Origin of the sequence: Vibrio sp. HS-50-1 (assembly GCF_024747315.1) — a bacterium.
GTDB classification, from domain to species: domain Bacteria; phylum Pseudomonadota; class Gammaproteobacteria; order Enterobacterales; family Vibrionaceae; genus Vibrio; species Vibrio diabolicus.
Map to the genome: position 1 here is coordinate 57,103 of NZ_JAMPZF010000019.1, position 12,100 is coordinate 69,202.

Here is a 12,100-nt window from a genome sequence, read left to right on the forward strand (position 1 = left end):
ATAATGTGCCCTCTTTTCATCTCACCTGAGGATATTCCCGTGAGCAAACAAACTTTTGATCAAGTCGGGCTAAACCCAGCGTTACTCGCCACACTTGATTCCCTGAACTACACCCACATGACGCCAATTCAAGCTTTGAGTTTGCCTGCAATCCTAAAACATCGTGATGTCATCGGGCAGGGTAAAACGGGCTCAGGTAAAACCGCTGCATTTGGTTTGGGTGTTTTATCGAACCTTAACGTCAAACGCTTTCGTGTCCAGTCATTAGTATTGTGTCCAACTCGTGAGCTTGCGGATCAAGTCGCGAAGGAAATTCGTACTTTAGGTCGTGGCATTCATAATATTAAAGTGCTTACTCTCTGCGGTGGGATGCCAATGGGGCCACAAATTGGTTCTCTGGAGCATGGCGCGCATATCTTAGTCGGCACACCTGGCCGTATTTTGGATCACCTTGAGAAAGGCCGAATTAACCTGAGCGAGCTGAATACCTTGGTGCTAGATGAAGCTGATCGCATGTTGGACATGGGTTTCCAAGACGCATTAGATGCGATTATTGATGCAGCGCCAAAGCAGCGTCAAACTCTACTTTTCAGTGCTACTTTCCCAGAGAAAATTGAGCAAATTGCGCAGCGTATTATGCAGACGCCTGAAGTCATTAAGGTGGAATCGACTCATGATACCTCAAGCATTGCTCAGCATTTCTACAAAGTTGAAGGTTCGGAAGCGCGTGATGAAGCGTTGGCGAACTTGCTACTGACTCACCAACCAAAGTCCGCTGTGGTTTTTTGCAATACCAAAAAAGAAGTGCAAAGTGTCGCAGATGAGTTGCATCGCAAAGGGTTCAGCGTTATCGATATCCATGGGGACTTAGAACAGCGTGAACGCGATCAAGCATTGGTGCAGTTTGCTAACAAGAGTGTTTCTATCCTTGTCGCAACAGACGTCGCGGCGCGTGGTTTGGACGTAGATAACCTTGATGCAGTCTTTAACTTTGAGCTATCGCGCGATCCTGAGGTTCATGTACACCGTATCGGTCGTACAGGCCGTGCAGGTAGTAAAGGTTTGGCGTTCAGCTTCTTTGGAGAGAAAGACGGTTTGCGTGTAGCTCGTATTGAAGAATACCTGGACATGGACGTGGTACCAGCAACATTGCCTGCCAAATCAAATCAGCAGCCATACCAAGCGAAGATGGTGACGATTAACATTGATGGCGGTAAGAAACAGAAAGTACGACCGGGTGATATCTTAGGATGTCTGACTGGAAAAAATGGTATCCCAGGCTCTCAAGTTGGCAAGATTCACCTTTTCCCGATGCGCGCCTACGTTGCGGTCGAGAAGTCAGCTGCCAAAAAGGCTCTACAAACCATTAGTAATGGCAAGATGAAAGGGCGTCAGTTCCGAGCGCGGCTTCTTAAATAGCATAGAAAGGCTCTTCGTTTGAAGAGCCTTTTCTTTTTCGAGTTTATTTGAGAGTGTGATCTTTAGTTAAGCGCGCTTTAATTCGGCTCAAACTGATAGGCGTGATCCCAAGATAAGCAGCTATTTGGCTATCGGTAATACGTAGCTTTAAGTCTGGGTAATGGGCGCAAAATAGTTGATATCGTTCCTCTGGGGAGTAGAGCAGCATAAAGCGTTCTTTGTTCTCTTTATTAACCAGTTGGTTTTCGAGTAGCTTTAAGTAAATGGCGTGTTTTTCTGCTCGCCATTGATGCAGCGTTTCAATTGGTAAGCAAAATAGCTGACAAGCGCTCAGCGTTTCCAATAAGTAAGGCGAAGGTTGGTTCTTAATTATGCTCTCAAAGCCGATAACCCAGTCTTTCTCCCAATAAAATTCTTTACTGAACTCTTTGCCCTGCTCAGTGAGATAGCTTGCATGGCATAACCCTTCAATAATGAAGTAAAGGTGCGAGCTAAACTCTCCTTGGTGGTTAAGAATGTGGCGCGTAGGCAGTTCGAGTAACTCACCATTTTCGATAAGTTGGTTTGCTTCTGTGTCTAAGAAGCCATGATTGACTAAGTCTGAAAAAAGATCGCTGTGCATGTGATAACTCAGAAACGGTTTTCTTTATTCTAACGGGTTTTATTGATAACAAAAAAGCGGCTCATGAGAGCCGCTTAGCGTTGTTGTCAAATCAGCCTTACTTATTCAGATCGATTTGGTAAATCGCGAAACCAATGTCGTCAGTCGCGACACGTTTCATTGGGTATTGACCTTTATCTTTAATGAATTGCGCCGCTTTATCGCTAGGAGATGTTTCGAAGCGAATATCTAGCTTTTTATCGGATTTAATCGGTGCGAAAGACCAGTTGTTGTCAGCGCTTGGTGTCACTTCACCTTTTTCTTCACTCACGCGAGAAATATAAGCGGCGACGACAGAGCGGTTTTCATCTGGTGCGTCAAACGCAATAAAGTCTGGGCCCGTACCAGGGAAGGTATTGCTATAAGCACGGTAGTTATTGGTTGCGATGATGAAGTCCTGCTTCGAATCAACAGGCTTACCATTGAATGTCAGATTCACAATACGCTGAGAATCTGGATTAATCACTTTACAATCCGCATCGTACTTCGGCGGTTGGGTAACGTCGATTTGGTAGTTAACCCCATCAATGACATCGAAGTTGTACGTACGGAAATTATCCCAATCAATCAAAGATTGCGGTTCAGGATTGTTGATGTCGATGTGGTTGAATTGACCCGCACTGCACTCTAGCCATTCGCGAACCTCTTTACCTTTCACTTTCATAGCGACCAAGGTGTTGGGATATAAATAAAGATCGGCCGCATTACGGAAGGTGAGCTGACCGGATTCGACTTCTGTAAAGTTATTCGGATCGTTCTTACGCCCCCCGACTTTAAATGGTGCTGCGGCACTCAATACTGGAATGTCAGCGAGATCTGGGTCGCCTTGAATAAAGCGTTCCACGTAATCTTTCTGAGCAAGGTTAACGATCTGAATGGTTGGGTCGTCCTGCACTAATGCCAAGAAGCTGTACATGACATCATTTGCTTTGCCGATTGGTTGATTTACAAATTCACGAGTGCCTTTGTGATCTTCCTCTAACGCTTTCACAATACCTTCATCGGCTTTGGCTAATGACTTCTTATTTACTTTATCGAAGATAGGGCGTGCTTCTGCTTGGCCTTCGACGACTTGCCATCTGCCGTCTTTCTCTTTCAGCATCAAATCCATCACACCTACATGACTTCCCCAGCGACCTGGCATCACGGACGTTACACCATTGATGGTCCCTTTATCTATATTAACACCTGGTAGGTTTGCGAAGTCTTTCCCTGGGAAGACGGCGTGAGAGTGGCCAAAAGCAATTGCATCAATACCTTCAACTTCTGTGAGGTAGTAAACAGAGTTTTCAGCGCCTAGTTTGTATGGATCAGTAGAAATGCCCGAGTGTGGAATCGCCACAATCACGTCTGCGCCTTCTTTCTTCATTTGAGGAATCAGTTTCTCTGCTGTTTCCTTAATGTCTTTAGCAAAGACTTTGCCTTCTAAGTTTTTCTTATCCCACACCATAATTTGTGGTGGTACAAAGCCGATGTAACCCACTTTTATTTGATGCGCTTCGCCGTTTGTGTCTTTAAAAGTGTGAGTTTTGATGAGGTAAGGTTTGAAGTAATGCTCACCGGTTTGTTTATCAAATACGTTTGCGTTGATGTAAGGGAAGTTTGCCCCCTTCAACGTCTTTTGTAGAAAATCTAAGCCATAGTTGAACTCATGATTGCCAATGTTGCCCACATCGTAGTCTAGCTGGTTCATCGCTTTGTAGACTGGGTGCACGTCGTCGGGATTAATCCCCTTTGCCGCCATGTAATCGCCCATTGGGCTGCCCTGAATTAAATCACCGTTATCTACTAGTACCGAGTTTTCTGCCTCGGACTTAGCTTGTTTCACTATTGTTGCTGCGCGACTTAAACCGACTTGCTGTGATGGTTGGTCTTTGTAGTAATCGTAATCCATTACGTTGGTGTGAATGTCGGTGGTTTCGATAATACGAAGCTTGATGGTATCGGCCATTGCTGGGCCAGCAAGCGTTAGCATGCCACTTAATACTGCGAGGGAAATAGGATGAACTGCCACTTTCATTTGGTGCTCCAATTCGATGATAAGGGGAAATCATACTGCGTAATGTATCAAACACAGGTGCAACTCGATGATAAAGATACAGAAAACTGTGAACATTAATCAGTTTACTGAACCTTATTCATATTAACCGCCGACTTTTGCACGCTTTTGAATGAGACCAAACAAAAACTTCTTAGCAGATTTTTGAATAAAAAATGAAATTTTAGAATTTCAGGTAATATAAACGCCCCGCCATAATGCTTGCATAACGATATCAATGGACGATGAGCAAGCACATGGCAACGAACGATTCAGTCACTTCTTTTCCTAAACCAAAGCCCCGGTTAGTTTCTGACAACCCAGTAGCTGGTGTTACTCGTTTTGCAAAGCAATCGCTACAGCCTGGTGAAGTCGCCTTAGTCGGTGCAGGACCAGGCGATCCTGAACTTCTGACGGTGAAAGCACTGAACTGCTTGCAGCAAGCTGACGTGGTTTTGTACGACTACTTGGTGTCTGAAGAAATCATGGCATTGATTCCAAGCGATACGATTTTGGTGTGCGTTGGGAAGCGAGCTGGGCATCACAGTGTGCCGCAGGAGAAGACGAATCAGCTTTTGGTGGATTTTGCCAAGCAGGGCTACAAAGTAGTGCGCATTAAAGGTGGGGATCCGTTTGTATTCGGTCGTGGTGGTGAAGAGTTAGAAGTGCTTGCTGATGCCGGCGTTCGTTTTCAAGTTGTCCCTGGCATTACCGCAGCAGCTGGCGCAACCGCTTATGCTGGTATTCCACTGACTCATCGTGATTATGCGCAATCGGCCATCTTTGTGACCGGCCACTTGAAAGAAGAAAGCGATGAGATGGATTGGTCAACGTTGGCTCGTGGGAATCAGACTTTAGTGATCTACATGGGGCTGATGAAATCACACTATATTCAGAATCAACTCATTAAGCATGGTCGTTCAGCGTCGACTCCGATTGCCATTATTGAGCGTGGCACGCAGATTCAACAAAAAGTATTTACGGGAGAACTCTCCCAACTCTCTGATTTATCGAAGGAAGCACAATCGCCATCTTTGATTGTTGTCGGAGAGGTAGTGCGACTGTCTCAAAAGTTAGACTGGTTTTTGTCTAGTACTGAATTCAACAAAAGTGCTATTGCCAACTCCATATAATTTCAGACCAAAGATTAGAGACGTAATGCGCCTTCAAGCTTAAAAAGGAAATACAAAACATGGACCAACAACGTTTAACTCACCTTAAACAACTCGAAGCGGAGAGTATCCATATTATCCGCGAAGTTGCGGCTGAGTTTGATAACCCAGTCATGATGTATTCGATTGGTAAAGACTCATCAGTGATGCTGCACCTAGCGCGTAAAGCGTTTTACCCGGGCAAAATTCCATTCCCACTTTTGCATGTCGATACCGACTGGAAATTCCGCGAGATGATTGAGTTTCGCGATCGCACCGCTGCCAAATACGGCTTTGAGCTTTTGGTACATAAGAACCCAGAAGGTCTAGCCATGGGCTGCAGTCCGTTTGTTCATGGCTCGTCAAAGCATACGGACATCATGAAAACGCAAGGTCTTAAGCAGGCGCTAAACAAATATGGCTTCGATGCTGCTTTTGGTGGCGCTCGTCGTGATGAAGAAAAATCACGCGCAAAAGAACGAGTGTATTCGTTCCGTGACAAGAACCATACCTGGGACCCTAAAAACCAACGTCCTGAGCTATGGAAGACGTACAACGGCCAGGTTAATAAGGGTGAGAGCATTCGTGTATTCCCACTGTCTAACTGGACTGAACTTGATATCTGGCAATACATCTATTTAGAAAACATCGAGATCGTGCCGCTTTACCTCGCGGACAAACGCCCAGTTGTTGAACGCGATGGCATGCTGATCATGGTTGATGATGATCGTATGGAGCTTCAACCGGGTGAAGTGATTGAAGAGAAGAGTGTGCGCTTCCGTACTCTTGGTTGTTATCCATTGACTGGGGCTATCGAGTCTGAAGCAAACACTTTGACCGGCATTATCGAAGAGATGCTGGTGGCAACGTCGAGTGAGCGCCAAGGCCGAGCGATCGACCACGATCAGTCAGGATCGATGGAGCTTAAGAAACGTCAAGGTTACTTCTAAAGGATCTAAGGAAAGATAATGAACAGTGCAGTTGAAGCTCAATTAGCCGAGCTTGGTATCGAAGGCTATTTAACACAACACCAGTACAAGTCGTTACTTAGATTCTTGACTTGTGGCTCGGTGGATGACGGTAAAAGTACACTAATCGGTCGCTTACTCCATGACTCAAAACAAATTTATGAAGATCAGCTAGCGGCAGTGCACTCAGACAGCCAACGTGTGGGCACCACGGGTGAAAAGCCTGACCTTGCGTTGTTGGTCGATGGCTTACAAGCTGAGCGCGAGCAGGGGATCACAATTGATGTAGCTTACCGCTATTTCTCGACGCAGAAACGTAAGTTCATTATCGCTGATACTCCTGGGCACGAGCAGTACACGCGCAATATGGCGACAGGCGCATCGACGTGTGACTTAGCGGTGATCTTAGTCGACGCACGTAAAGGCATTCTTGATCAAACTCGTCGTCACTCTTTTATTTCCAACCTACTGGGTTTGAAACACTTTGTTGTGGCGATCAACAAGATGGATTTAGTGGATTACTCGCAAGAGCGCTTTGAAGAAATCCGCGATGAGTATCTTAAGTTTTCTGAGAACCTGACCGGGGATATTGATATTCAAATCATCCCGATTTCGGCGCTTGAAGGTGACAATGTGGTGGATAAAGGGCAAAACCTAAGCTGGTTTAAAGGCCCGTCATTGCTTGAACTTCTTGAAACGGTCGATGTGGATCAAGAAAAAGGTGCGGGTGAGTTCCGCTTCCCTGTGCAATACGTTAACCGTCCTAACCTCGATTTCCGTGGTTTTGCGGGGACGATTTCTTCAGGTTCGATCAAAGTCGGTGATGCCATCAAAGCATTGCCATCGGGGAAAACGTCAACCGTGGCACGCATTGTTACGTTTGATGGTGATATTGAGGAAGCTCGTGCTGGGTTGGCGGTCACTCTGACGCTAAGCGATGAGATCGATATTAGCCGTGGCGATTTGATTGTCCTAGACAATGCTCAAGTGGAAACCACAAACCACTTGCTTGCCGATGTGGTATGGATGACAGAGCAACCTCTGCAACCGGGCCGTGACTACGACATCAAAATCGCGGGTAAGAAAACTGTGGGCCATGTTGAAGCGATTCGTCACCAATATGATATCAACAACCTATCAAATCATAGTGCGGCAGAGCTGCCATTGAATGGTATTGGCTTGTGTGAATGGTCTCTCAATGAATCAGTTGCGCTGGACAATTACCAAGATTGTGCTGATACCGGCGGCTTCATCATTATCGATCGTCTGACGAACGTGACGGTCGGTGCAGGCATGGTCAAAGAAAGCCTCGCGGTTGTTGAGCGCGATTTGACGGGCATCTCTGCGTTTGAAGTTGAGCTGAATGCACTTGTGCGTAAACACTTCCCTCACTGGGAAGCGAAAGACGTCAGCCAATTGCTGAAAAAGTAATTGGCGCGCCCGAGCACGATAAGCTCTGATTCTATCTGTTGTTGTGCTTGGGGCGTCGCTGCCTAACTGAGTTGCGAAATGCAGTTAGGTTATTCTCCTAATACCAGAATGCTTCGTTGAAGCCCAAGAAAACCGAGCATTCTGATGTTCTTTTCGCTTACGCTGATTTTGGTCTGTTTACTCGTTTTTCTGGTGTCTCACGGATAAATGAGCCGTTGTTGTGCCCTTTGGGCGATTTGGTAAGGAAAGGCTATGTGGGAACAAGGGTTTGTATTAGCGATTTTGCTTGGCATTATCACTTGTTTGCTTGTCACAAAAATTAAGCCTAGTTATGTCTTTGCGGGTGCCGCTTTTATTGCATTTATGGCGGGAATGATGGATTCAGCCACGATCGCATCCAACTTTACCAACTCTTCGTTATTGACTCTGGTTCTGTTGATTCTTGCATCGTGTGCTTTAGAAAAAACGTTACTGATCAGTTGGGTGAGCCGAAGTATTTCTGAAGGCCAGTTAGGCAGTGTGATCGCTAAGCTCGGTGTATCAACGGCCTTGCTCTCTTCATTCACGAATAATACCGCCGTGGTTGTCTCATTGATTGGGGCGATTAAGCGTAATCAGCAGCATGCGCCTTCGAAATTACTCATCCCGCTGTCTTACGCGGCCATTTTTGGTGGCACATTAACTTTGATAGGTACGTCGACTAACTTAATCATCAACAGCTTTGTTGAAGATGCCGGTTTGCCGAGCCTGAGCTTTTTTACACCCACGATGATTGGCTTGGCGGTGTTGGTGGGAGGAATGCTGATTCTTATCCCGCTCAGTTACTTACTGCCGAACTACGATGATCAAAGCCAAGAAGATTTACCGTACTTTCTTGAGTCTCGCGTAGAGCCTGGTTCACCGTTAGTTGGGCGCACGGTCAGCGAGAATAATTTACGTGCGCTGCGCAAACTGTTTCTTGCGGAGGTTGTACGAGATGGCGTGACGGTTTCCTCTGTAGGACCGGATTTCGTACTCAATGCGAAAGACCGTTTGTTGTTTTGTGGTGATGTTGAGAGCGTCGCGACTCTGCAAGAAATTCCGGGCCTCAAGCTTTTTGGTCAGCAGCACTTGAATGGGCAAAATTTTATTGAAGTTGTGGTGAGCTCATCCGCGACGTTTTGCTATAAAACACTTAAAGAGAGCCGATTCCGTGACCGCTTTGATGCCGTTGTTGTCGCTATTCGTCGTGGCCATGAGCGCTTAGAGGGCGGTTTGGGTAGCATTACCTTAGCGCCAGGTGACACGTTAGTTCTGGTTCCGGGGAAGCGTTTTGAGTCTGAACGCCGAGCTCATCGTAAAGAGTTTGTTTTAGTGCATGATTTGGACTCTAGCGCTCGGCTTGATACGAATAAATCCTCCATCGTGCTACTGGGTTTTGCTGCCGTAATTGGGTGTGCGCTATTAGAACTAGTACCGATTATTAAAGGCCTTGCCGCGTATCTTATTGCACTTATCGCGTTTGGTATTGTACAGATATCAGAACTGCGCCGCCGTTTTCCGATCGATATCGTCGTGATTGTCGGCTCTGCTTTGTCCATCGCTCAATTGATGATCTCTTCCGGCTTGTCAGAGAGAATGGGAGCGATGTTTATTGAAGCGTTCAATGGCTGGGGCGTGTTTGGAGCCTTGGTCGCAACTTACATCATGACATTAGTTCTTACTGAACTGGTGACGAACAATGCCGCGGCTGCGCTTTCTTTTCCTATTGGCTATAGCATGGCGGTCGGTTATGGCGTTGATCCGATGCCATTCATTATGGCGGTCTTGTTTGGCGCCAGTGCGAGCTTTATTTCTCCCTACGGTTATCAAACCAACTTGCTGGTGTACAGCGTAGGAAATTACAAATTGACCGACTATGTGAGAATTGGTGTGCCGATTTCGATTGTGTACTCTGTATTAGTACTTACTTTGATTCCGGTCTTCTTCCCGTTTTAATTCCGATATTTACAAGGATACGTTATGACTGCCGAAACGACGGTAAAAGATGAAAACATTGTTTGGCACCAGCATTCGGTCGATAAACAGTTTCGTGCTGAATTAAAGAAGCAAAAACCTGCCGTATTGTGGTTTACTGGCTTATCTGGAGCGGGTAAATCAACCATAGCGGGGGCGTTGGAAAATCGCCTTGCAGCATTGGGTTACCACACCTATTTATTGGATGGTGACAATGTGCGACATGGCTTGTGTAGCGATTTGGGCTTTTCTGAACAGGATCGCCGCGAGAACATTCGTCGTATTGGTGAACTGGCTAAACTGATGGCGGATGCAGGTTTAATTGTGTTGTCGGCGTTCATTTCACCGCATCGCGCAGAGCGACAGCTAGTGCGCGACTTATTGCCAGAAGGTGAGTTTATCGAAGTGTTCGTCAATGCATCTCTAGAAGTCTGCGAAGGTCGCGATCCTAAAGGTTTGTACCGCAAAGCACGTGCGGGAGAAATTCCTAACTTCACTGGTATTGATTCTGAATATCAAGCACCGAAGAATCCGGAAGTCGATTTACCAGCGGGCGAAAAAAGCGTCGATGAGCTGGTGGACTTGTGCTTGGAAGCACTTAAGTCGCGTGCAGTGATCCGATAAATAAGCATTTGGATCATTGGTGACCTCAAGCTCTTTGAGCGGCTTAAGAAGCATTTAGATCATGGGTGGTCAAATGCTTCTCGAACTGCCTACACGGTATGATGAACCGTACTTTTAGCGTCACTATGGACACTAAATCTATGATTTAAAAGCGCAAGCATTTGGTCGTAGTAGTCGGCATGTGGTTTGTTACCGAGCAAGGTACAGAGTTCATTGCCTGTTGGCGTGAAGCGGTAATATAAAAGACGGACGCCTTTGCTGTTCACGTTCAGCGACAAGTTTTTACCTTGGTAGGTGAGGATCAATGGCGTCTCGATACCAATTTCGCCAGATTCAAGCTCGGTACTATGCAGTAACCCTAGTTCAATCAACAGCAACAAACTTGAATAGGGCAACTGAAAACTTCCCATGTTTAAGCTGTTGGCGATGTCTCGTTTGCCGAAGCTAAATATTCCTCCTTGCGCTTTATAACCAATCAACAGCTTGCGACTGTGATCCCCTCCAAAACTGCACGCTAGAGAGGCGGCTCTTTGCAGAGTTTGCGCTTCTTTTGGTGACATATCTTTGAGGACTTTGAGCGCTTTCATAGACGTCGAGCCTGGGTTTGTCACTTCACGCTTCATCACTTGAGCCCATAACTTTTGCATCGCGCTGTTATGGATGTCTTGAGCCATTTCAAAAAAACGATACAACCAGTCTTGGTCGGGCTCTCCGGCAGTTTCATCTCGGCATGAACTGTGTGCTAGCTTTAGAATCTGCTCTAGGTTTTTTTGTCGCTGTTCTTGGCGTCTCTGTTCACGCAGTTGGGCTCTTTCAAGCGCGGATTTGGCTGGTGGATCGGTTTGTAGTAAGGCATCAAGACCGTGTATTTGGGCAATGGTTTTTACCTTGCTGGCACTGTCTTTGATGTAGCCCTGCTTCTTTTCTTGTTGCGTATTTTTTTGTGCGTTTGACTGATGTTCGATGACAACAGGTTGCTTTGTCGGTTCTGCCATTAATTTTCCTACCAAGAACTGCGCTGTTCGCTTGTTTAAATCTACACCTTATCTAACCAGGCGACCAGATAGGAGTTCTCAGTTTTTGAACGAATAGGGCTATCCAAAATGATAATGAGTTGTTAAAATTGTTATCGTTATTTTGGAGGGACAATGAAGTTCTCAGAAGCAGGTAAATTAAAAAAGCACCTGTCGATAGCGTTTCTTTTGGTTATTTATGTTGGCGTATTAGCGTATTTGTCTCGTTATATCGTGTAACACAGAACTAAAAAAGGCGCCGATGTGACGCCTTAGGTGTACCGATGCATGTCAACGACTTAACTACATATCGTCGTAGGCTTCTATTTTCGATCCCTCAATAACGTAAGCCGTTTCAGCCAGCTCGTGGCTTATCGTCTCGGTTTTCAACTCCCCAACCACATATATGACATCCCACAGTTCTTGAACGGGTGCGCCTTTGGGAAACTTCACGTAAATGATTTGGTTTGGTGGCGGTGGTGGTACGTGGATACAAGCTCCAAAGTATGGCACCAACAAAAACTCGGTGACGGTATTCGCGTCACCTTCAAGCGGGATGACAAAGCCTGGGATTTTAACTTGGCTTCCATTTAGCTCTGGTCGAACGTTACCAATTTTAGATTGTTGCGCTGCGCCGCCACTGTGATCAGAAGCTGGCATGCCCATACTGTCGAACAGTTTGCGTTCTTTCTCAGGTACTAGATCAATCCAGTCGAGCGTTAATGGCTCCTCGCTTGCGAGTACTGGCGCTATAAATGAGACTATCAGCAAGCAACTTGCGAGTATTTTTCTCCACATTT

At 46.0% G+C, this 12,100-nt stretch carries 10 protein-coding genes; 6 read left to right on the top strand and 4 right to left on the bottom strand.

What is annotated here, in order from left to right:
• Nucleotides 1-39 precede the first annotated feature (39 nt).
• Complete coding sequence (gene dbpA, locus NDJ01_RS08875) at nt 40-1,419, top strand: ATP-dependent RNA helicase DbpA (RefSeq protein WP_258586589.1); 1,380 nt, start codon at nt 40-42, stop codon at nt 1,417-1,419.
• A 43-nt stretch (nt 1,420-1,462) separates the two neighbouring features.
• Here dbpA and NDJ01_RS08880 read toward each other — a convergent pair whose 3' ends face one another.
• Together NDJ01_RS08880 and cpdB are read right to left on the bottom strand one after the other, a co-directional pair.
• Nucleotides 1,463-2,041, bottom strand: a complete 579-nt coding sequence (locus NDJ01_RS08880; RefSeq protein ID WP_047009024.1) for a Crp/Fnr family transcriptional regulator — start codon at nt 2,039-2,041, stop codon at nt 1,463-1,465.
• Between the two features lie 97 nt (nt 2,042-2,138).
• The gene (cpdB, locus tag NDJ01_RS08885) at nt 2,139-4,100 is read right to left on the bottom strand and encodes a 2',3'-cyclic-nucleotide 2'-phosphodiesterase (RefSeq protein WP_047009025.1); all 1,962 of its coding nucleotides are present in this window, start codon (nt 4,098-4,100) and stop codon (nt 2,139-2,141) included.
• A 275-nt stretch (nt 4,101-4,375) separates the two neighbouring features.
• Between cpdB and cobA the strand changes: the two genes are divergently transcribed.
• From cobA to cysC, 5 genes are all read left to right on the top strand, one after another.
• Nucleotides 4,376-5,251, top strand: coding sequence for a uroporphyrinogen-III C-methyltransferase (cobA, locus tag NDJ01_RS08890; protein WP_031780800.1), 876 nt, complete (start codon nt 4,376-4,378; stop codon nt 5,249-5,251).
• A gap of 59 nt (nt 5,252-5,310) precedes the next feature.
• Entirely contained in the window at nt 5,311-6,219 is a 909-nt protein-coding gene (gene cysD / locus NDJ01_RS08895; RefSeq protein ID WP_005379592.1) for a sulfate adenylyltransferase subunit CysD, read from the top strand.
• An 18-nt stretch (nt 6,220-6,237) separates the two neighbouring features.
• The gene (cysN, locus tag NDJ01_RS08900; protein WP_047009026.1) at nt 6,238-7,668 is read left to right on the top strand and encodes a sulfate adenylyltransferase subunit CysN; all 1,431 of its coding nucleotides are present in this window, start codon (nt 6,238-6,240) and stop codon (nt 7,666-7,668) included.
• Between the two features lie 252 nt (nt 7,669-7,920).
• Nucleotides 7,921-9,645: an SLC13 family permease gene (locus NDJ01_RS08905; RefSeq protein WP_005392351.1), complete on the top strand. Its 1,725-nt coding sequence runs from the start codon at nt 7,921-7,923 to the stop codon at nt 9,643-9,645.
• A 24-nt stretch (nt 9,646-9,669) separates the two neighbouring features.
• Nucleotides 9,670-10,287 (top strand): adenylyl-sulfate kinase, encoded by a 618-nt coding sequence (cysC, locus tag NDJ01_RS08910; protein ID WP_065644941.1) that lies wholly within the window; start codon nt 9,670-9,672, stop codon nt 10,285-10,287.
• An 89-nt stretch (nt 10,288-10,376) separates the two neighbouring features.
• Here the strand turns inward: cysC and NDJ01_RS08915 are convergent, their stop codons facing one another.
• Nucleotides 10,377-11,282 (bottom strand): TIGR03899 family protein, encoded by a 906-nt coding sequence (locus NDJ01_RS08915; protein ID WP_006742971.1) that lies wholly within the window; start codon nt 11,280-11,282, stop codon nt 10,377-10,379.
• 321 nt (nt 11,283-11,603) lie between these two features.
• Nucleotides 11,604-12,098, bottom strand: a complete 495-nt coding sequence (locus tag NDJ01_RS08920; RefSeq protein WP_047009028.1) for a DUF3299 domain-containing protein — start codon at nt 12,096-12,098, stop codon at nt 11,604-11,606.
• Between the last annotated feature and the right edge of the window lie 2 nt (nt 12,099-12,100).